Consider the following 21,833-nt stretch of genomic DNA (forward strand, 5'->3'; position numbering starts at 1 on the left):
CTGTGATTCATGGATGGGGAACAAAGTTTCAACCCCACCGAATCAGTTTTTTATGATCGAAATAATCGTATATCAAGAAACGGAAAATATCATGTTACAAGTGCGTAAAAGTGGTGAACGCGGTGGTGCCGATCATGGCTGGCTGCAATCGAAACATACCTTTTCATTTGGTCATTACCAAGATCCAGAGCAAACCGGCTTCGGACCGCTGTTGGTGATTAATGAAGACCGCGTCACACCGGGACAAGGCTTCGGCACGCATGGTCACCGTGATATGGAAATTATTTCCTACGTACTCGACGGCGCTTTAGAGCATAAAGACAGCATGGGTACAGGATCTGTTTTGCATTACGGCGATGTGCAGCGCATGAGTGCCGGTTCGGGTGTTCGCCATAGCGAATTTAATAGCTCGTCTACCGCGCCTTTACATTTCTTACAAATCTGGATAGAGCCGAACGTAAAAGGGATTCCCCCAAGCTATGAAGAAAAACATTTCACCCCGGCATCGAAACAGGGTCAATTCCGACTGATTGCTTCCTCCGACGGACGCGATGAATCGGTATTAATACATCAGGACGCGAACATTTTTGCGGGAATTTTAGGTGCTGAAGATCAAATTTCGCATGCTTTAGTTGCTGGCCGTACCGCTTACGTCCATGTGATACGCGGCACGATAACCGTCAATGGCAAGGCGCTGAGTACTGGCGATGCGCTGAAAATTTCAGACGAAGCCTTAGTGTCGTTTGGCCAGGCGGATGCGGCGGAAGTATTGCTATTTGATTTGCCTTATTAATTTTTTTCTTGAAAGCACTTTTATCATGACCAAATTACTCCATCTGAACAGCAGCGTGCGTAACACTGGCTCAATTTCACGTCAGTTGACTGCGGAATTTTTGACTAAATGGATGCTGGCTAATCCGAACGATACGATTGTTGAGCGTGATTTGTCAGCCAATCCAGTCCCGCATCTGACCGAGCAAATGATGGGCGCGTTTTTTACACCTGAAGCGCAGCGTTCCCCTCAGCAGGCAGAAACGGTAAAATTGTCAGATTCGCTAATAAATGAGTTAATGGATGCCGATGTCATCGTGATTGGTGCGCCGATGTACAATTTCTCAATTAGTTCGACTTTGAAAGCTTGGATCGACCACGTTGCACGCGCAGGCCGCACGTTTAAATACACAGAAAACGGCCCCGTCGGCTTGGTGCAAGGCAAAAAAGTCGTTATATTTACGTCCCGTGGTGGTGTTTATAGCCACGGCGCAGGCAAGGCCATGGATTTTCATGAAACTTATCTGCGTGCAGTATTGGGCTTTATTGGCCTGAGCGATATCGACTTCATCCACACTGAAGGAATGGCAATGGGCGAAGAGGCAGTGGCCAGCGCGATTTCTCATTCTCGTAGTACGATGACTGAATTAATTCCAGCCTGAATTATGTAATTGGCAAGGCACGTCAGCAGGAGCCTGTCGGAATGTGAGAATCGACGCGAAAGCCGATAATCTCACTCCGCCGGGCTTTTCTGCCAATGGCGGGCTTTTTATATTGAAGTAACGTATCCATCTCATGAGCACCCATATCACACCAAGTAACGCCGCTGCAGCCCAAATCCATGAAACACTGGAATATGTCACCTCTTGCGAATTGCCTACACCGTGGGCAACTTTTCAGCTTCACGCTTTCATCGATCATCCCTCTGGTAAAGAACATTTAGCGATGGTATTGGGCGACGTCACCGACGGCTTGCCGGTATTGGCACGCATCCACTCGGAATGTCTGACCGGCGATGCGCTATTTAGCCAGCGCTGTGATTGCGGTGCGCAATTGGAAGGTTCGCTTCAGCAAATTGCCGCTGAAGGACGTGGCGCTGTGCTTTACCTGCGTCAGGAAGGTCGCGGAATCGGCTTGCTGAACAAAATTCGTGCTTACCGCATTCAGGATTCTGGCGCCGATACTGTCGAAGCGAATCAGCAACTTGGTTTTGCCGATGATTTACGCCATTACGGCATGTGTGAACCGATGTTGCAACATCTGGGTATCAAGACCTTGCGCCTGATGACGAACAATCCACGCAAAATGGATGCGTTGAAAAAAATGGGCGTGCCAGTGGTTGAACGCCTGCCGCTGATTTTAAACAGAAACCCGTTTAACACGCGTTATCTGGATACCAAGGCAGAAAAACTTGGGCATATATTGCCCAACGAAGGCTTGGAGCATCAGGACGAATCTGAATAAAGTCGGCTCAAAAAACTGATAACAAAGAGTCCTTAGCGGTCTTTAGTTTGATTAAGCCAGCAAGATTTTAGATAGCTGAATGTGCATTTATTTGGCGACATCATGGATGTCGCCATTGTCTGTCTGTAGCCGCAATGTGCGAACCCGCGGGTCGTTGTGACTTATCTTTCTTGAAGAATAATATGCGGTCATTTATTTCCTCAGCCTTAATAGGCGCGGCGATGTTGGTGACTTCATTCACTGCCAGCGCCGCTCAGGTCGCCTACAGTCAAGCACAATTTGACAAGTTACAGGCCGAAGGCAAGCCCGCAATTGTCTATTTTCACGCTGACTGGTGTCCTACCTGCAAAGTATAAAAGCCCATCGTTGATAGCTTGCTAAAGCAGCAGGACATGCAGAGCATCACTTTGCTGGTCGCCGATTACGATAAAGAAATCGCTTTAAGCATCTAAAGGATCGCATAATGGAAAATCTGGATCAGCACACCAAGGCACCACGGCTTTATTTGGAAGATATCGTAGTCGGCCAACAATTCACCTCTGGCGAATTTCAAGTAACAACAGAAGATATCAAACGTTTCGCCCAGCAATTCGATCCGCAGCCTTTTCATTTAGATGAGATTGCCGCCCAAAAGACCTTCTTTGGCGGACTGGCCGCCAGTGGCTGGCACACAGCGTCGATTACCATGCGATTGTTAGTGGAAAGCGGTATGCCGTTAGCGGGCGGCATCATTGGTGCAGGTGGGGAAATTACCTGGCCCAAGCCGACTCGCCCCGGTGATGTTCTGCATGTTGCCAGCGAAGTTATCGCCGTGACGCCGTCGCGTTCACGCCCTGATCGCGGCATGATCCAGGTACGTAGCGAAACGATCAATCAGAGCGGTGAAGTAGTCCAGGTGCTGCTGGCAAAACTGATGGCGTGGAGCAAAAACCAAGTGAACGCGGCAACCTGACATCTCTGCCGGACAGCTTAAAAATTATTTATCCAGTTTAAGAAATAGATCGTGATCTGGTGCGAAATTGGCGTATAGCGGCAATAATGCACCGCCAATAGCACGTGCGTCCGAGCCGATAGTGCCTGCATGGACTGTGGGCCGGGTAATACCTTCCCAGTTGTAGTAAGTCAGTGAAGTTTCTATTTCTGTTAGCAATTTTTCCAGCAGAGTACGGTCGCAAGAACCATCAATGATGACCGCATCCAAATCCAGTAAGCAAGTTGCGCTGTTGATCGCAAGCGCAATGGCACGACTTGCGTCATCCAGCCAAACGTCGGTATGCGCCAGCCACGGTGCTTGCAAGGCGCGCTGATCGAACGACGCTAACGCATCCAGATTGGCGGCCTCAAATAAATTTTCAAGATTAAACAACGAGGCATCGCTCAATAACTGTTCGGGCGGAGAAACGCCGCCGCGTCGCGCCAATCCCAGCGGAATCGATGCTACCGCGCCAGCATTGCCATGCAAACCGCCGCGCAAATGACTGTCTATTACTAATCCGCCACCGATAAAAGTATCGACAAAAATATACAAAAAACTTTTGATACTGCGGCCTCTGCCAGCTACCAATTCGGCGACACAAGCCGCAGCCGTATCTTTACAAAACTGTACCGGCAAGTCTGTCATCGCCTGCACTCGCTGAAGAATATCGATGCTGTGCCATTTATCGGCCTCACACGGATCAATGCCAAGCAACTTTTGCCAACCGCCTAACGCTAACGGCGCAGCGATTCCGATTCCGCTGAGTCGTTGCGCTAATTCAGGCCCCAGCAAAGTGCGCATATGCGTCAATTTCGAAGCGATTTCTGCAAACGTCATTTCTGGATCGGGAAACGGATAGCGCAACGAAGAGCGCTCACGCACATGCCCCAAAAAATCGACCAGCAGCACGTCCATACTGCGGCGACCAATCTTGATGCCGATTGAAAATGCGCCATCTGGATTCAGTGCGATAGGCACAGAGGGCTGACCAACCTTGCCGCGCAACGCGTCCAACTTAAGCACCAATCCCTCATCTAATAAGCGATTGATGATCAGCGAGACGGTTTGCGTACTCAGATTCGTGAGGCGGGCCAAGTCGGCTTTCGGCATGGAGCCGTGAAAGCGAATCGCTTGCAGCACCACGCGCTCATTAAACTGCCGCATGCCGATTTGGTTCGAGCCACGTGGACGTAAGCGCCTCTTTTCGTCTTCAGATTGCGGGCTTGGCATGGTGATAACGGGCGCAGTGATGGAGGACATGGGGCGTTATGTTAGCAGGGCATCGACAATGACACCCTTTTTAAAGAGAAAATTTGCATACGGTTGCAATTCGCCCGTCTGCACAATCGCATAAGCGTGTTTGACGCGCTCATAAAAAGCAAAGCGCTCAACGGCTTCGCATTGCTCCGGCTTAGCCGCCCCTGTTTTTTCCAGCAGTGTAATGACGGCACGCTGCGCTGCTGATGCATAGCCCCTGGGAGTATCAGACACTTGCATGTACGCCACCGGCTGCGCTATCGCATCAAGAGGAAATACTGACAATACCGCTTTGCACGCGCTTAATAAGCTGATGCCGGGAAGCTGGATAACGGGTTTGCCTGCAGCTAATGAATGGGCCGTGAAATTGGCGTCGACGATGACGATTTCGTTACCGTGACCCATGTCGCACAGCACCTTCAGTAACTCTCCCGAGAGATGCGGGTCGATACCTTTAAGCATTGGCTTCTTCCGGCAAATCTTCTGGGTTCTTGGCACCCGTCATGACAGCGACCGTATCGGACATGCTGATATGTTTAGGATTTACCACTGCGACACGTTTTCCGAGACGCTGGATATGAATCCGATCAGCGATTTCAAATACATGCGGCATATTGTGGCTAATCAAAATCACGGATAAACCGCGGTCACGGACACGTCGAATCAATTCAAGCACCATATTGCCCTCTTTGACGCCAAGGGCAGCGGTCGGCTCATCCAGAATGACCACATGTTTGGCAAACGCTGTACTGCGCGCAACTGCTACACCTTGGCGCTGACCACCCGACAAGGTTTCGACCGCCTGTTGCATCGAACGTATGCCGATTTTTAAGTCCTGCATATGACGCACAGCTTCAGCCAGCATGGCTTTTTTGTCGATCAGGCGAAACCAGCTGCCCAAGATACCGGGACGCAAAATCTCACGACCGAGAAACAAATTCTCTGCAATCGTCATGGCTGGCGCTACCGCCAAATCTTGATAAACCGTTTCAATCCCGTGCCGCCGCGCATCTATCGGCGACTTGAAATGCACCGGTTTGCCGTCTAGTAACATTTCGCCTGAGTCGGGCACAATCGCGCCGGACAGCGCCTTAATCAAGCTGGATTTACCTGCGCCATTGTCGCCAATCACTGCCAGAATTTCACCGGCACGTAATTCAAAATCCACGCCGTCAAGCGCAGTCACATGGCCATACCGTTTAGTAATGCCGCGGGCCTGAAACACCAGGGCCGGATTGGGTGTCGTTATAGTCATTTTCAGCCCTTTTTATGGGTTAATTGATCGGTCGCTACGGCCAGAATCACCAAAATGCCGGTGACCAATACCTGATACACAGAGGGCACGCCCATCAATGTCAGGCCATTCCGAAATACGCCTACGATCAACACGCCGATTAATGTTCCGAAAACCGTACCGCGTCCGCCAAATAAACTAGTCCCGCCGAGTACGACTGCCGTAATGCTATCGAGATTGTCGGTCGTGCCGCCCTGAGGATCGCCCACGCCCATCCGTGCCACAGATAACAATGCGGCAATCCCATAAAACATCCCCGCTGCCATATACACGCCCAACAGGACTTTATTGGTGGCGATGCCGGTCAGACGTGCCGATTCAGGATTGTTACCAACGGCATATAAATGGCGACCGGGGGCCGTCTCGCGCAAGAATAACCAAGTCAGTATGTATAGCCCCAGCATCAATACCGTGCCGTAGGTAATCGTCGTTTGTCCAAGATGAAACGTATTGCCGAAGAACATCATGGCATCGGGCAAATTGCTGACAGTTTGTGCTTGCGAATAAATCTGCATGACCGCAAACGCGATATTCATTGTGCCCAGTGTGACGATAAAGGCTGGCAATCTGATCTTGGTCACTAATGCGCCATTTATAGCGCCGATTAATGTGCAGACCAGCACGCCGCAGAGAATCGCCAAATACGGATTCATGCCGTGATCGACGGCAAACTTGGTCATGACAATCGTACCCAGCGCCATTGCCATGCCGCAGGATAAATCAATCCCGGCGGTGAGGATAATCAGCGTTTGGCCTATCGCGATCACGCCGACGACCATCACCTGCTGCAAAATCAGGGAGAAATTCTGACCACTAAAAAATCGATCGGATTGCGAGGCGAAAAATAGACAGGCAGCCAGCAACGCGACCACCGGACCGAGTGTGGCAACGGGCGGCAAGCGATTAAGTAAGCGAGCGTTCATAGGAATTGAGTGGAGTAGTGAGAGCAAAGAAAGAAGAGGAGGGCCCGTACCAACGCATTTGTAAGTACGGATAATTTCAGAGAAGCCATCGCAGGATGCATCCTTACGTCAGATTTAGCATTGGATTAGCTAATCCGGCATTGGATAATGCAAGCGACAGTTCAACGTGTGCCTCAGCTTTTCTTGCCCCAGCAAGCACCCATGCCATAGTTTGTATCCTTGCTATCGACCGTTTCCTGTTTCTTGTCAGTGATCAGCGTCACGCCTGTATCCACATAGCCGCTGGCTTTTTTGCCAGTCTTGGCAAAGTCGATACCGGCCGCAACGCCCAGCGCCGCCATCTTCAACGGATATTGTTGTGAGGTCGCTGCGATCATGCCCGCTTTGACATCGGCGATACCAGTGCAGCCGCCATCAATCGATACGATCATGACGCCTTTTTCTTTGCCAGCAGCTTTTAAGGCTTTGTATGCACCGGCAGCGGCAGGTTCATTGATGGTGTAGACCAGATTAATTTCTGGATTTTTCTGCAGGCAGTTTTCCATGACGGTTTGCGCCTTGGCTTGATCGCCCCAGCTATCGGCCATGCAGACGACATCCGCAGTTTTGCCCAATGTCATGGTCTTGCCATCAAGACCGGGTGCGCCAAAACCGGACAAAAATCCGTTATGACGGGTAATGCCGACCGGATGGCCGGGTAATAAATCGAGCATCGCGATTTTGGCGGGTTTGCCTTTCATCGCTGCTTTTGCATACTCACCAATTAGCACACCGGCCTTGTAGTTATCGGTCGCGAATAAGGCATCCACGGCAGATTGCGGGTCAGTAGGGCTGTCGAGCGTGATGACCATGATGCCTTGATCGCGGGCTTTTTTGATGGCCGGAACGATGGCTTTGGAATTGCTAGGCGTAATTAGAATCGTTTTGGCACCGGCGGCGATCATATTTTCTATCGCGGTGACCTGACCGGCATTGTCGCCATCCGATTTTCCGGATGCGCTTAACAACTTAGCGCCTTTGGCAGTCGCCATTTCCTGCGCGCCTTCTTTCATTTTGACAAAAAAGGGATTCGTCTCGGTCTTGGTGATCAAACCGATAATTGGTTGGTCGGCAGCAATTGCCATGCTTGCGCTGGCGGCCAGGACGGTTGCGACGATGGTAAGTTTGAATAGCATTCGGTGTCTCCTCGAATTGTTATGGTCTACGATCATTGGCGCGGGGTATCGCGTACTAGCCGAATCGCGTTTTCTTGTGATACGAACGCTTTACCTCGCTGCTTGTAGCGAATATATTCTTCATTAATTAATAAATCAAGTTACTTTATTTATTATTTTGAGACCGACGAGCAGGCGATAAGGATGTGTCTGGCAGTAGAATCGGACGGTTAGCATGTATCTGCTACAGCTGCTGCTCGCAGAAAAACGTCGCGTTGGTGGTAAGGAAATGGCAATGCAGGCATGCAGAAATGCGCTAATTGATACAACAATAAACCACATAAACTTATTTCCAATCTCAACAAAGTGATCCGACAGTGACAAATTCCACGCAAGAAATGACGATTGAAGCCTGCCTGACAAACCTCCGGGCAAGGCTAGACGACAAAAATAATGGTAATCCGGGTCAACGTCTAATTCTCGGCATCGTCGGCGCACCCGGCTCGGGAAAATCGACATTTGCGGAAGCGCTGGTGGCGGGTTTGCCGGGGCAAGCAGTGGTGATGCCTATGGATGGCTTTCATTTGGCTAACAATACGTTAACGCGTCTGAATCGCCGTAATCGGAAAGGCGCAGAAGATACATTTGACAGTGCAGGCTATGTTGCGCTGCTGAAGCGACTGCGTGATCAAGCGACGGATGAGATTGTGTATGCGCCTGAGTTCCGACGTGAAATTGAAGAGCCGGTAGCGGGCGCGATAGCCGTTCTTCCGTCAGTTCAGCTCGTTATTACCGAAGGAAATTACTTGCTGCTCGATCACGGTCATTGGCGCTCAGTACGCGGCCTGCTCGACGAAGCCTGGTATCTGGACATCGCGCCGGAAGTTCGGCAAGCCCGGTTGATTGCGCGGCATATCCGCTATGGGCGAGATGAACAAGCCGCGCAGGCATGGGTGAGAGAGACCGATGAGCCGAATGCGGTCTTGATTGCGTCTACCCAAACGCGGGCAGATCAGGTTTTTAGATTAGCCTCTGCGTCAGATAAACCATGACTTCAAACGTCTGGAAAATCTAACGAGTAGAATAAGTCCTACAGCATAAAGCGGCATGCGCCGATGGTGTGTGTGCGTTGTAACGCCAATGATGCATGTTGGTATTCACCAATCATAGGAGGCACCATGTCACAAACAATCGTCGGGGTATTCGATCGTTACGAGGCCGCTGAGCACGCTCAGCAAGAGTTGATTTCTTCCGGTTTTGCGGCCACCGATGTGCATGTTCGGCAGCACGAAGGCCATGTCTCCGGCGCGGCTATAGACACGCACGTCAGCCGCGGTTTAACAGATAGTCTTCGTGATTTGTTGAGCAATCTATTTGGTAGTAACCACGATGATATCGGTCATTATTCAGAAGCGGTTCGTCGTGGTCATGTCGTCGTCGCGATTTTTGTCGCTGACGATGCGCTAGTTACGGTTGCGCAATCCGCTTTACGCAACGCAGGCGCGCTGGATATTGAAAAACATGCGGAGAGCTGGCGGCAAGAAGGCTACACCGGCTACGACCCTGCATCGCCACCTTTTACCGCAGACGAAATCGTCGCAGAGCGAGCAAAGATTCGTCCCGCGCTGGTCGATAATCCGGACATTCAGGCAGGCTCCGCCGATCATGTCGAAACGGAAAACTTTCCATCTTCGCGTGCGTATCCATTTCGGATGGCGCAGACACCATACGATGACATTATGGGGACATCCGGTGGCGTGACCACTGGCGGCCCGATCACAGAACCGATAGATAAGCCCTGATCAGCGCTAACGCACTCTGCACAAAAGGACGCTACAGGCGTCCTTTTTTATCGCCTTGCATTTGGCGCATAACGATAATTTTAATTTTTGATCTATTCCACGCCGCAATTCAGCATTAAATTCCACTTTTAAATTCCGCTGTCAAATTCATATTTGGCGCGGTATATTTCTTTGCTATCGGCAATCAAAAGAAAGAACGGCATGCAAACTAAATCGAAGTTATGGATCAAGGCCAGTTTGCTGACATTGCTTGGGATACACACCGGTTTCGCCTTCGCGGCAAAGACGTTGGTGTTTTGCTCAGAGGGCAGCCCGGAAGGATTTGATCCGCAACTTTATACCACCGCGATTTCATTTCAGGCCTCGTCAGTGCCGGTGTTTAACCGCTTGGTTGAGTTTGAAACCGGTACCACTGCACTGCGACCTGCGCTGGCGACGTCGTGGAAAACCTCAGACGATGGATTGACCTACACCTTCCAATTACGCCGTGGCGTTAAATTCCAAAGCAATGCCCGATTTAAGCCCACCCGTGATTTCAATGCGGACGATGTATTGTTCTCTTTCAATCGCATGGGCGATCCGCAGCATCCATTTCACCAACTTCCAGCGGGTCAGAGTTTTGCCTATTTCCTGGATATGGGGATGGATAAAATTATCGACAAAGTGGAAAAGCGGGACGATTACACCGTCGTCTTCACCCTCAAGCATCCAGAAGCGCCATTTGTTGCCAATCTCGGCATGGATTTCACGTCGATTATGTCGGCTGAATATGCCGAGAAAATGAAAGCGCTGGGGACGCCAGAAATCATCAATCGCGAGCCAATCGGCACTGGCCCGTTTGAATTCGTGTCCTACCAAAAAGATGCGGTCATCCGCTATAAAGCCTTCGATGCGTATTGGGGCGGTCGTCCCAAGCTCGATAATCTGGTCTATGCCATTACGCCCGATGCCTCGGTACGCTACGCCAAACTAAAGGCTAACGAATGTCAGGTAATGACCTTGCCGAAACCGGCCGATCTTCCCATGATCAAAGCCAATCCAGCGATCAATTTGTTCAGCAAAGAAGGATTGAACGTTGGCTATCTTGCGTTTAATGTTGAGAAAAAACCGTTCGATAATAAATTAGTGCGGCAAGCGCTGAATATGGCGACCGACAAACAAGCCATTCTTAAGATCGTCTATCAAGGTGCAGGGCAGGCCGCGAAAAATGCGATTCCACCAACGCTGTGGTCGTATAACGACAAGTTGGTGGATTACGCCTATAACACCGCGCAAGCTAAGGCGCTGCTGACCAAAGCCGGTTATCCAAACGGTGCGGATGTCGTGCTGTGGTATCTGCCCGCAACCCGTCCTTACAACCCGGATGGCAAGCGCATGGCCGAATTGATTCAGGCCGATTGGGCAAAAATCGGCGTTCGCACCACATTAATGACCTATGACTGGGCCGAATACGTAAAGCGCAGCAATCAGGGCGAGCAGCAAGTAATGATGTATGGCTGGAATGGTGACAATGGCGATCCGGATAATTTCTTCGCGACGCTGCTTGGCTGTGATGGCGTTAAAGGTGGCGGCAACAAAGCGCGCTGGTGTGATCCTGCTTTTGAAAAGTTGATCCAAAGCGCCAAACGCACACCGATTCAGGCAGAACGCGCAAAGCTATATGAAAAAGCGCAAGTCATCGCGCATGAAGAAACGCCGTGGATCACGATTGCACACGCTTTACGCTATGCCGCCGCGCGAAAAGAAGTACTCGGCTTCAAAATGTCGGTGTTTAGCGAATATGAATTTCAGAACGTCGATTTGGCAAAATAGGGAAGGCTCACGCACTAACTTGGTGCAATCGCCGACTGAAAACGTCGGCGTAATCCCCTTTTTCATGCGGCGATGGCTATCAATGATGCGCAATCCAGGCCGGACCGCTGGAACGGTGCTTGCTTATATCAAGGCAACTCCATTTGAAGCAATGCCATCATGACAAACCTCGCTAAAGTCTATTTGGTAGGCGCCGGTCCCGGCGATCCTGACTTACTCACGCTGAAAGCGGTTAAGGCGATTGCCGCTGCCGATGTGATTTTGGTCGACGATTTGGTCAATCCGGACATTTTGGTACACGCAAAATCAAGCGCCCGCATTGTGCCGGTAGGCAAGCGCGGCGGCTGCAAATCGACCCCGCAAGCATTTATCGAACGTTTGATGATTGCGGAGGCGCAGGCCGGACACTGCGTGGTGCGGCTAAAGGGCGGTGATCCATTTATGTTCGGTCGCGGCGGCGAAGAGCGCGATCATTTGCAAGCGGCCGGCATCGCGGTAGAAGTAATTAACGGCATCAGTAGCGGCTTGGCAGCGCCATCCTCGATCGGCGTCCCGCTAACGCATCGGGATTGGAGTCAAGGCGCGATTTTTATCACCGGTCATGGCAAAACGCCGGAATCAAATCCTGACTGGGGTTTGCTGGCACAAACCGGCCTCACGCTAGTCATTTATATGGGCGTTGCCCGTTGCGCCGAAATTCAGGCCGCATTACTGGCTGGCGGCAAGGCTGCGTCGACGCCAGTTGCCGTAATTCAATCCGCGACATTAGCAGCGCAGGCGCAGCTTATTACGACGCTCGGCCAATTATCGGCTGCACTGGCCGACTCAACCATCGGCAGTCCTAGCATCATCGTCATCGGCGATGTGGTGCGTTGCGCGACGCAGGCAGAATCTTTGCCATCGACGACGTTGCCGATAGCGCAACATTTCTAAATTCAGGAATTTATTTCGGTGTAGGAGTTTGACCGATCGGTTGTTTTTTCTATGCGGGATGCATTACCGCGACGTGTAACCGCGCCACGCGTTTGAAATCTTCGGAAATCCGCGCATCCGTTTGTACGCTATCCCAAAATTGATTGGCCAGATCGCTGGCCCTTTGCAAAAAGCGCAAATCCAGACGGTCTAGCCCCGACAAATTAAATTCCCTCTCAACCACCTCGCCCTGAGAATTAGGGCGGTACATCATTGGCAGCATGTCGTAACAAGGCCTCAGCGCAAACGTGCCATCAGACGTCCAAGACAGCGACAAATTACCCGGATGGCGGTCTGAATTGCCAATCAATGTTCCATAGACGTCCAAGAGCTGAATCATGGCAAGGTCCGCCACGGATAATTTTTTTCGATTCGCCAGGATCGCCGCGGCATAGGACCAGGTTTTGTCCGCTGCGCCAGTTTCGCCCACTAAACCTGCTAGCGACACCATTGATGTACGGCCAGTCGTGCCGATCCGATCAAAGCGGACGGATTCAAGAAACACGCGGTTGGCTGCTACCAAAATGTTGGATTCTGCCGCAGGAATAGTATTTCTTCGCAAAGTTTCTAACGCCAGATGTTCTGCAACTAACAGGTCGCCCCAACGCCGACCGCTAGCGGTACGAATATCCGGTGAAAATTTTACGATGACATGGTCCGGAATCGGATCTGCTGCGCCACGCAAAATAGCGGTGGTGAACTTCGGCTGTTCTCCGCCAGCGGAGGAGCCGACTGTCTCACCTTTTAGCGCACGCTCCGCCAATTCAGGGTAGCGAACGTCTCTTTCGCTTGCTTGAATAAACGCCTTACTAAATGCCTTATCTGCGTTGGATTTTTGTGCAAAGAAACGCCTGTAAGATTCATTGCCAACAATCAGATCGCCCATATTATCGTCACCGCGCCGCGCCAGATAATACAGCGCGTCATCATCGGTCCACTCGACAATATCTGAGGGCAACGTCAGGTCAGCGTTTTCACGCGGTGCCAGACGCCCCAAAAATCCTTGCGGGCGAAGATCCTGCAGAAAATACGGCAAGCCCTCACAAGTAAAAATATCTGAAGAGTCGGTAAATTGATACGCATACCAATGTCCGGCTAACACTGTAAGCAGCGCAAAATCTTCCGATTCACCCTGCGCATTAATACGCAAAATAGGATGAGTAGGGCCGATATCGCGAATCCTCCGCGTCAAACCATACAGGGTCGCGCGCGCAGCGCCGAGCGCCACAATGTCATTGCCAGCGGTCGGCCATAAACGTGAAAACGTAGGTTGACTGATTCCCAGCGCTGCCGATAATGTCTTCGCATTCGATGGCGCACTTGCCAGCAATCGGCGCAATTCGGCTATGTTGTCTTTGCTACGATTGAATGCCATATGAATAGATATTTTTTAGACAGTCCGAGAATGAGAACTCATAAAAATACAGTCTAAATGAATAGATAATGAATAGATACTTTTATAGAAAAGAGGGACGTTTTCGTTGCAAAGAAGGGCCAATTCGCCACGCTCAAACGCTCTTTTCTGCATAAGGTTATTACAGCCGGAGGCGCTCTTAGGTATTTCCGATAATTGCGTAAAAGCAACTTTCTATTAAGCGATTAAAATTTTACACAGCCAATTGAAATTGCCTGAAAGCTATTCTGATTAAGATTAGATGAGCAATAAGTCGGTAAATATAAGACGCAACCAAAATGGCCCGTTTTATTTGTTGGGCGCGCTTTCCGCCTGTCGGATTAAATGTATCATTATGTTTCTAATTGTAATTCTATATGTCACTGCACGCGCTGACCAAAAGATCAGACCTGCTCGAATTCAATAGAACAAATTGCAATACAACAATTTTTCCCTACACATCCTGGTCAATGTCACGATTTTTTTATCCTCACCAGCTGCGGGTGGCGCTTAATGCGTCTGCCGGGTTCCTCAGCGGATTATTTTTGATGGTGCTTGCCATTGCCGAATGGGATATTTATCTGGTTCCTGCCAGCCTTGCCGCGCTGTGGTATCGCTGCGATAAAGTCACCAGAGTGAAAACGCTCAAGGCTTCAGCGGCGACAATTGCGGCTGTGCTGGTGAGCGAAGCGATTACGCAATTTTGGAAATATACCCACCCCGAAGCAGAAGCTGCATCAAGCATCGTTTACGAGTCGTTTAATAGCTACGGACTTAGCCCAACCCTTGCGATAGCCATCACGCTGGCGGCAGGGCTGTCATTGTGGGCAGCGAAAGCCATGCAATCACGATGGTTTGGTGTGTTGCTACTGTCGTTGTCACTGGCGGCAGCATGGGCCCGAATTTTTCTTGGTATGTACTATCCACTAGATATTATCGAGGCCGGAATTGTTGCGCTGACGATGATGCTGGCCGCGAACTCCCATCCCGGCAACGTCATCAATCAACGCTTTTTCTCGCTAGTAGAAGGAGCGCGAAAATTATTGATGCAGCACTCCGCGCTGGTGCGCTTGCTATCTTGGTCGCCGGTCGTCGTAGGCCATACCTGTCCTTCCACGCCCCGTATAGATTTACAAACTGGCCTGTCATCGCCGCAGCCCAGCCTTTCGTACTTCGCTCGTCGTATAAGAATGGGCGTCAGAACACTACTCTATTATCACGAAACTCATCGTTGGCTGACGTACTGGAACAGCTCGCCGCTGCACGCAAAATTAGCCTCCGCCACACCGAAATTACTGCAAAAAATCTACCGACCGTATCAGTCGAATCGTTTGCGCAGTCTTGATCGGCTGAGTATGTTGATTTCGCATTACAACTTCGTACTTGCGCACGGGCTTGCGCCGCTGGTATTGCGTGCGGCCGAATCGCCATTAATATTAGGTTGTATCAATGGCAAATCCGGCACTGTTTATTCGATCGAACTGTCGTCCATCGCCACATTGGATCGCGAGGGAGAACTGGCATTAAATTTATTCGTCGATCAACAACGTTTATTCTCGGTAGCCTTCACTTTCTATGGCGACAACTTGCAACCATGCGTCGGCATCGGCTGTCTGCAAGGCCCGCGTGGTAGCGATGCGCAAGACCGAGTCCGTTTTGCGACGCGTGACATGTTCGGCATGCGGCCAAAAAGTTTGATGGTGCGACTAGTGCGAGAAATCGGCAAAGCCTACGGCTGCCAACACTTAATTTTGGTATCGAATCGCAACCGCGTAATGCAGCAGCAAATGCGTACCGGCCAGATATTCGCCAACTACGATGAATTTTGGCGAGAGCTCGGTGCCATGTCTCGCACCGACGGCGACTTCCAATTGTCATGCAGCGATATTCCGGATATAAATCTGGAGCAACTTGCCTCCAGCAAACGCTCTGAAGCCAGAAAGCGTATCGCCTTAATTCAGTCGGCGGTCGCGACTACCGTCCATACGTTGCGTAACTTTTAGACCAGTTAGCTGAACGGTTTAGATCGTCTACGCATTTTTGCGCAGAGCCTTATTCGGGCGGATGCGCAAAACGGCTCAAGCGGTAGAGTCAATTTGGAATGCGGGCAAAATAACGAGAGAAATTCGACAAAAAGCGGTATGCCCCACGAAGAGACATACCGCTTATATTGTGTCGTTCTTTAAAGGTGATCAACGCTCGTTGAACACCTTTTTTCTGACTTCTGCTAACTAATCAGAATTTATGACGAATACCGACGCGAACCACGTTTTGACCAACATCGCCTGCCGGTGCGCTGCTGTAAGCGCCGTTAATCACGCCTGGATTGTTTGCATCTTTTGCGCGCTGATTGGTGTAAAAGGCATACAGGTCAGTACGTTTTAACAGGTAGTAATTAACGCCTACATTCAACTGCGTCGTGCTGGCTTTGGTTGCGCCAACGGTTCTGCGGCTGATATCAGCATGGTCGTAAATGACACTTCCCAACACATGCAGATTAGGTGTGAGGACGTAATCGACGCCAATATCAAAGATATTCGCTTTAGTTGCCGTGGAAATGTTGACCAGACCGGTTGCGGCTACCGTAGTTGACAGCGGTTGTTTTACTTGCGACCAGGCGCCGTAAATCTTCGCTGGGCCTGCTTGATAGCGAGTACCAATAATGACTTTGCTTATAATTTATTCGAAAGTGATTTATTGAATATACAAAGGAATAAGCGCAACTTTACAAGCGTCGCGTAACCGCTTTATTGGCTTAACAAATGTCAAATGAGGGAGGGCAGTGCGATGACAGTAACGAGGAGTGCAACCTCCTCGATTGTTACCGTTTTTTAAGAAACGACTTGCGACATTGATGCGTTACAGCAGCCTGTCGAACCAGAATTACAAACGATAAATTATGTCATCGACAACAAATTCTCTGCTTGATTCTGTTCAGCGCGGAGCCATATTCGACAGGTTTTTAGCGATATTAATTTACGAATGTCACTGGTGTAGCGCTATACATTTTTGGGAAAACACGCTTCAGATTATCGATTTTAGGCAAGTCGTTGTACACAATATAGGGATAGTTAGGATTGTGTAGCAAAAAATCCTGATGATAGCCTTCAGCTGGATAGAATGCCTTTAAAGGATCAACGCGTGTCACGATACTAGCCTGGAAAGCATGCGCTTTGTTCAGTTGCGCGATATACGCCAGAGCCGTGGCTTTTTGCGCATCGTCGGCATAGAAAATGTCGGATCGATATTGCGTACCCGTATCCGGATCTTGCCGATTTAGCTGGGTCGGATCATGCGCTACCGAGAAAAAGACGTGCAGCAGTTCTCCATAAGAAACCTCTGCCGGGTCAAAGGTAATCTGAACGGATTCGGCATGACCAGTTTTGCCCGTACTGACAGTTTCATATTGGGCCGTATCTTTTTGGCCGCCGCTGTAGCCGGACACAACTTTGCGTACCCCGCGCACATGCTGGAACACGCCTTGCACACCCCAGAAACACCCACCCGAAAATACTGCGGTCTGAAGCGGGCCTTTTATTTTTTGATTATTGACTTCCGGTGCCGCAATGATTACCGCTGCCTCAGCCGCATAAGCGGCGTTTTTCCAGGCAATACCGGAGATACCTATCAATAATGCAAAAAGCGTACGCGTAATATAGGGTGTTATATAGCGTGCAGGTACTGCATAACGTCTATGTCGAGATCTCATTTAATACTCCTTATAATCTATTAAAAGGCTGCAAGAGATTAACCGCGAGCTACAAAATGTAATGCAACAGAATTCATGCAATAACGTAATCCTGTTGGTTTTGGACCGTCATCAAAAACGTGTCCCAAATGCGCATCGCAAAGACGGCACGAAATGGCATCGCGTTGCATGCCTAAACTGTTGTCGGCGTCTTTGGCGACATTACGTGCCGATATCGGCTGCCAGAAACTAGGCCAGCCAGTGCCAGATTCAAATTTTGTTTTTGAATCGAACAGCGCGGTGTCACAACAAATACAGTGATAAATGCCATCGGCATGATTGCTCGCGTATTTTCCAGTGAAGGGAACTTCTGTTCCTGCTTGCCGTGTGACTTGGTAAGAGCTAGCAGAGAGTAGGGCGCGCCATTCCGCATCTTTTTTGACAACCTTTGGTAAAGACACTACTTTCAGACTTTTGCCTGCGGTTGAAAAATATTCTATCTCGACCTGATTATTTTGTGCGGACGAAGGCGATGTCACCGTTGCAGCCATTACCTTGCCCAGCATGGTGCTCGCAATGAAAGCGCTGACCCCATATTTGAGCATTGTTCGCCGACCGAGTTTTGCATCGCCAGCGATCAACAGCGTACTTTTATCTGGAAAAATCATGATTATTCCTTAATCGAAAGTAAATACACAAGGCTGCGCCCGGCACCAAAAATCGCTCGCAAATGTGACCTAGCCGACATTGCTCACCTGCATAGACCATTATCCTCGTTATCCATGCCGCGAGTTTTCCCTGACGCGGTCCTGGAAAATACGCTGGCTTGCCATCCAAGTCATGCGCGTTACTGTTCAGTCGCGGATACAGCCCGATACTTACAAGATAGAAGAAATTTAGTTCGAATTCCCGAGTTTTACGAACGAGCGTGATGGAAAAAGTCATTTATCTATTCGTCGTTATATGCGATAAGATATAGCGTATTAAAGCCTCTTCGCGTCACACCCCACACCCGTATCACCCCAGTGAATGCAGACGCCACAGGTGCGATGAACCTCGTTTTTAGATGAATTAAAAGATTACGCATGAAAAATGTACTAGCCTTACGTCACGTAGCGTTCGAAGACCTCGGTCGTCTGGCGCCGATATTAAAATCAAACGGCTTCAACGTTATGTATTTTGACGTCGGCGTAGATTCATTCTCCAAAGTCTCGCCATTGGATGCGGACGTGGTAATCGTGCTCGGCGGCCCCATCGCTGCCTACGATTTAGAGCAGTACCCGTTCCTGCGCACCGAAATTGCATGGTTACGTGCGCGCATGATTGACGATTTACCTACATTAGGGATTTGCCTCGGCGCACAATTAATGGCAGCAGCACTGCATGCAAAAGTGTATCCCGGTACAGCCGGTAAAGAAATCGGTTGGAGCCCGCTAAAAGCTGGCGCACATACTTCCGACGTTCCCTATTTCGACACATTGATCAAAACCGCTCCGCAAGTATTGCAATGGCACGGCGACACATTCGATCTGCCTGTTGGCGCAAAACATCTGGCATCCAGTGACCTTTACATGAATCAAGCATTTTCATCGGGCAAGAATTGCCTGGCATTGCAATTTCACCCGGAATTTGAAGTCAAGATGGTCGAGCAATGGTTGATCGGCCATGCGCACGAAATAACGCACACAGGCAACGTCAGCCTCGCCCGTCTCCGTTTAGATGCCAAACAATACGGGCTTGCATTTCAAACTGCAGCGGATAATTTCTGGCGAGGATGGCTATCTAGCCTTCAAGGAATAACGTTTTTAGAGAAGAAATTGTACAGACCGAAGGATGTACGTTTAAAACCGGTCGCGCTGGCGTTCGATGCGCTTTTTACGCACAGCGAATAAAAAAGCCGAGCAGGGAAGATTATCCCGCCCTTGCAATCGCGCATTACCTACTAGGCAACTTCTAAGCAACTGCTAAACCAGTACTAAGCCGTTTGCCATTCTGCAACGAATTCATCGCGAAACTGTTCCAGACTTTGTAATCGCAAGTCAGCTTCAGCCCGACCCGCTGCGGTTTGCATGGTCGCGGGCAGGCCTGCCAATTTAAGCGTTATATGGTCCAACGCATACAGCTTGTCATTGCCAATGCGGTGCGCGGCAAGTGGATCGTCCGGATGCGCCAGCGCGCTGCCCATTTTGCCAGCGATATAAAACAGCCGCGCGATGCCGACCATGCCAAGCGCATCAAGGCGATCAGCGTCCTGCACGATTTTGGCTTCGATAGACTGAGCAGCAATGTTGGCCGAAAAACTGTGCGCCTCGATGGCATGCGCTACCGCAGCCAAGCGCTCGGGCGGGAACCCTTGCTCACCCAATAGCCGCACCGCCAACTGGGCAGCCTGCCGCGAAGCGAGGTGACGCTGCGGATCATTCTTGGGCAGATTGACCAGATCATGCAAATAGCAGGCGGCAAGCACGATCAGCGCGTCAGCTTCGGGATGGGTCTTGAGTAGGATCGTTGCGCTGCGCCAGACGCGATGCAGGTGATTGATGTCGTGGGCACCATCGTCACCGAGATGACTGGCGGCAATTGCCAGCAGACGCGGACGCCAGCTATCGAGTAGTGTAATCATGATGCTCAGAAAAAAGAAGAAGGCAGCGATGATAGCCTAGTGACGCCGATTGCTACCAGTACGGCACGCATCCTGGCGCTTTCGTAATCGTCGCAAACAAGGCTGCCGGACCAATCACACAGGCATGTTCGCCTATATGACGGTCAGCAAAGTAATAGCAGAAACGGGATGGGGATAGAGAACATTGCTGCAAGCGTCCATGACGGCACGCATGCAAAAGCAGCAACCATCAGACCAAGCTGAGCGCCTGATCCAGATCAGCGATCAGGTCATCGATATGTTCGATACCAATGGATAGCCGCACCGTATCTTCAGTGACACCGGCCTTAATCAGTTCGGCGGGAGACAATTGACGATGCGTCGTTGACGCCGGATGGGTTGCCAACGACTTGGCATCGCCGATATTGACCAAGCGGGTGAATAACTGAAGCGCGTCCTGAAATTTGGCACCGCCAGCAAGGCCGCCTTTGACGCCGAATGTCAAAATGCCGGATGCCTTGCCATTGAAGTACTTCTTTGCAAGCGCGTGATCCGGATGATCTTCCAATCCGGCATAGTTGACCCAGTTTACTTTTGGATGCTTCTTCAGATATTGCGCGACAGTTAAGGCGTTCGAAGTGATTCTGTCGAGGCGCAATGCCAGTGTTTCGATACCTTGCAGAATCAAAAAACTGTTGAAAGGGGAAAGTGCTGCACCCGTATTGCGTAAGGGAACCACCCGCGCACGACCGATGTAGGCGGCTTCGCCCAGCGCCTCCGTGTAGACCACGCCGTGGTAACTGACATCTGGTTCGTTAAGGCGCTTGAAGCGTTCCTTGTATTTCGCCCACGGGAATTTCCCAGAATCGACAATGGCGCCACCCAAACTCGTACCATGACCTCCCAAATATTTCGTCAGCGAGTGCACCACGATGTCGGCACCGTGTTCAATAGGCCGGAGCAGATAGGGCGTCGCCACGGTGTTATCGACGATTAGCGGCACGCCGTGGCGATGCGCAATCTCGGCGATGGCGGCAATGTCGGTGATATTGCCGAGCGGATTGCCAATGGACTCGATGAAGATCGCTTTGGTGCGCGCGTCGATATGCGGCTCAAAAGAGGCGGGCGTGCGCGGATCGGCAAAACGGGTTTCGATACCAAACTGCGGCAGCGTATGGGCAAACAGATTGTAGGTGCCGCCATACAGCGTGGAGGCAGACACGATGTTGTCCCCGGCTTCAGCGATAGTCTGTATTGCGTAGGTGACAGCGGCTTGACCGGATGCCACTGCCAGTGCCGCAATGCCGCCTTCGAGAGCAGCAACGCGCTTCTCTAGCACGTCCTGCGTCGGATTCATGATGCGCGAATAAATGTTGCCTTGTACTTTCAGGTCGAACAAATCTGCGCCATGCTGGGTATCGTCGAATGCAAAGGCAACCGTCTGATAAATCGGAACAGCGACTGCCTTCGTCGTCGGATCAGGCGAATAGCCAGCATGCACGGATAAAGTTTCGAACTTCCATTGAGGAACTTGGGTCATGGGATATTCCAACGAGTGATGTGGATTAATGACTCTAACCAGCCATCAATCCACAGAGAACGAATCATTCCGCATATCCATAGCCGATATTTCAGTCGAGGCCCGATTCCATTGCAATGCCGCTGAAATTGCTTATTGCGCCATGCGCTGTTTTAAGGGATGCACCTCATAATGCCCCGGACAAT

22 protein-coding genes are annotated in these 21,833 nt (G+C 50.5%); 11 read left to right on the plus strand and 11 right to left on the minus strand.

Annotation, left to right across the window (positions count from 1 at the left end):
• Positions 1-91 precede the first annotated feature (91 nt).
• From C7W93_RS03445 to C7W93_RS03460, 5 genes are all read left to right on the plus strand, one after another.
• On the plus strand, positions 92-793 hold the full coding sequence (locus C7W93_RS03445; protein WP_108440454.1) for a pirin family protein: 702 nt from the start codon (positions 92-94) through the stop codon (positions 791-793).
• A gap of 25 nt (positions 794-818) precedes the next feature.
• The gene (locus C7W93_RS03450; RefSeq protein WP_108438765.1) at positions 819-1,433 is read left to right on the plus strand and encodes an FMN-dependent NADH-azoreductase; all 615 of its coding nucleotides are present in this window, start codon (positions 819-821) and stop codon (positions 1,431-1,433) included.
• Between the two features lie 133 nt (positions 1,434-1,566).
• Entirely contained in the window at positions 1,567-2,235 is a 669-nt protein-coding gene (gene ribA, locus C7W93_RS03455; protein ID WP_108438766.1) for a GTP cyclohydrolase II, read from the plus strand.
• Between the two features lie 182 nt (positions 2,236-2,417).
• On the plus strand, positions 2,418-2,591 hold the full coding sequence (locus C7W93_RS24555; RefSeq protein WP_161539868.1) for a thioredoxin family protein: 174 nt from the start codon (positions 2,418-2,420) through the stop codon (positions 2,589-2,591).
• Between the two features lie 107 nt (positions 2,592-2,698).
• A complete protein-coding gene (locus tag C7W93_RS03460) occupies positions 2,699-3,187 on the plus strand; it encodes a MaoC family dehydratase (RefSeq protein ID WP_108438767.1) in 489 nt (162 codons plus the stop codon).
• Positions 3,188-3,211: 24 nt separating this feature from the next.
• Here C7W93_RS03460 and C7W93_RS03465 read toward each other — a convergent pair whose 3' ends face one another.
• From C7W93_RS03465 to C7W93_RS03485, 5 genes are all read right to left on the minus strand, one after another.
• Positions 3,212-4,471, minus strand: coding sequence for an ROK family protein (locus C7W93_RS03465; RefSeq protein WP_370446390.1), 1,260 nt, complete (start codon positions 4,469-4,471; stop codon positions 3,212-3,214).
• A 6-nt stretch (positions 4,472-4,477) separates the two neighbouring features.
• Complete coding sequence (locus C7W93_RS03470; RefSeq protein ID WP_108438768.1) at positions 4,478-4,930, minus strand: RbsD/FucU family protein; 453 nt, start codon at positions 4,928-4,930, stop codon at positions 4,478-4,480.
• Positions 4,923-5,723 carry an ATP-binding cassette domain-containing protein gene (locus tag C7W93_RS03475; RefSeq protein ID WP_108438769.1) on the minus strand — a complete coding sequence of 267 codons (801 nt, stop codon included), beginning with the start codon at positions 5,721-5,723 and terminating at the stop codon, positions 4,923-4,925. Before C7W93_RS03475 ends, C7W93_RS03470 begins: the two co-directional genes overlap by 8 nt.
• Before the next feature lie 2 nt (positions 5,724-5,725).
• Positions 5,726-6,685, minus strand: a complete 960-nt coding sequence (locus C7W93_RS03480; protein ID WP_108438770.1) for an ABC transporter permease — start codon at positions 6,683-6,685, stop codon at positions 5,726-5,728.
• A gap of 173 nt (positions 6,686-6,858) precedes the next feature.
• Complete coding sequence (locus tag C7W93_RS03485; RefSeq protein WP_108438771.1) at positions 6,859-7,860, minus strand: sugar ABC transporter substrate-binding protein; 1,002 nt, start codon at positions 7,858-7,860, stop codon at positions 6,859-6,861.
• Between the two features lie 356 nt (positions 7,861-8,216).
• Here C7W93_RS03485 and C7W93_RS03490 point away from each other — a divergent pair, with 356 nt between their 5' ends.
• The 4 genes from C7W93_RS03490 to cobA all read left to right on the plus strand — a co-directional run bounded on the left by C7W93_RS03490 (position 8,217) and on the right by cobA (position 12,386).
• Positions 8,217-8,891: a nucleoside/nucleotide kinase family protein gene (locus C7W93_RS03490; RefSeq protein ID WP_225869739.1), complete on the plus strand. Its 675-nt coding sequence runs from the start codon at positions 8,217-8,219 to the stop codon at positions 8,889-8,891.
• Between the two features lie 126 nt (positions 8,892-9,017).
• Positions 9,018-9,641, plus strand: coding sequence for a hypothetical protein (locus C7W93_RS03495; protein WP_108438773.1), 624 nt, complete (start codon positions 9,018-9,020; stop codon positions 9,639-9,641).
• A gap of 201 nt (positions 9,642-9,842) precedes the next feature.
• On the plus strand, positions 9,843-11,453 hold the full coding sequence (locus C7W93_RS03500) for an ABC transporter substrate-binding protein (RefSeq protein ID WP_108438774.1): 1,611 nt from the start codon (positions 9,843-9,845) through the stop codon (positions 11,451-11,453).
• A gap of 159 nt (positions 11,454-11,612) precedes the next feature.
• Positions 11,613-12,386 (plus strand): uroporphyrinogen-III C-methyltransferase, encoded by a 774-nt coding sequence (gene cobA, locus C7W93_RS03505; protein WP_108438775.1) that lies wholly within the window; start codon positions 11,613-11,615, stop codon positions 12,384-12,386.
• A gap of 49 nt (positions 12,387-12,435) precedes the next feature.
• On the opposite strand, the gene yjjJ is transcribed toward cobA, so the two are convergent.
• The gene (gene yjjJ / locus C7W93_RS03510) at positions 12,436-13,800 is read right to left on the minus strand and encodes a type II toxin-antitoxin system HipA family toxin YjjJ (protein ID WP_108438776.1); all 1,365 of its coding nucleotides are present in this window, start codon (positions 13,798-13,800) and stop codon (positions 12,436-12,438) included.
• Between the two features lie 488 nt (positions 13,801-14,288).
• On the opposite strand from yjjJ, the gene C7W93_RS03515 reads away from it, so the two are divergent.
• On the plus strand, positions 14,289-15,821 hold the full coding sequence (locus C7W93_RS03515) for a DUF535 family protein (protein ID WP_161539869.1): 1,533 nt from the start codon (positions 14,289-14,291) through the stop codon (positions 15,819-15,821).
• Positions 15,822-16,053: 232 nt separating this feature from the next.
• On the opposite strand, the gene C7W93_RS03520 is transcribed toward C7W93_RS03515, so the two are convergent.
• The 3 genes from C7W93_RS03520 to msrB form a co-directional block, all read right to left on the minus strand.
• On the minus strand, positions 16,054-16,497 hold the full coding sequence (locus C7W93_RS03520; RefSeq protein ID WP_108438778.1) for a porin: 444 nt from the start codon (positions 16,495-16,497) through the stop codon (positions 16,054-16,056).
• 292 nt (positions 16,498-16,789) lie between these two features.
• On the minus strand, positions 16,790-17,527 hold the full coding sequence (gene msrA / locus C7W93_RS03525) for a peptide-methionine (S)-S-oxide reductase MsrA (protein WP_108438779.1): 738 nt from the start codon (positions 17,525-17,527) through the stop codon (positions 16,790-16,792).
• Between the two features lie 38 nt (positions 17,528-17,565).
• Positions 17,566-18,174: a peptide-methionine (R)-S-oxide reductase MsrB gene (msrB, locus tag C7W93_RS03530; protein ID WP_370446391.1), complete on the minus strand. Its 609-nt coding sequence runs from the start codon at positions 18,172-18,174 to the stop codon at positions 17,566-17,568.
• Positions 18,175-18,591: 417 nt separating this feature from the next.
• On the opposite strand from msrB, the gene C7W93_RS03535 reads away from it, so the two are divergent.
• Complete coding sequence (locus tag C7W93_RS03535) at positions 18,592-19,398, plus strand: glutamine amidotransferase (RefSeq protein WP_108438780.1); 807 nt, start codon at positions 18,592-18,594, stop codon at positions 19,396-19,398.
• Between the two features lie 83 nt (positions 19,399-19,481).
• On the opposite strand, the gene C7W93_RS03540 is transcribed toward C7W93_RS03535, so the two are convergent.
• A complete protein-coding gene (locus C7W93_RS03540; protein ID WP_108438781.1) occupies positions 19,482-20,129 on the minus strand; it encodes an HD domain-containing protein in 648 nt (215 codons plus the stop codon).
• 229 nt (positions 20,130-20,358) lie between these two features.
• Positions 20,359-21,648 carry an O-acetylhomoserine aminocarboxypropyltransferase/cysteine synthase family protein gene (locus tag C7W93_RS03545; protein WP_108438782.1) on the minus strand — a complete coding sequence of 430 codons (1,290 nt, stop codon included), beginning with the start codon at positions 21,646-21,648 and terminating at the stop codon, positions 20,359-20,361.
• Between the last annotated feature and the right edge of the window lie 185 nt (positions 21,649-21,833).

Source organism: Glaciimonas sp. PCH181 (assembly GCF_003056055.1).
In the GTDB taxonomy this organism is placed as follows: domain Bacteria; phylum Pseudomonadota; class Gammaproteobacteria; order Burkholderiales; family Burkholderiaceae_D; genus Glaciimonas.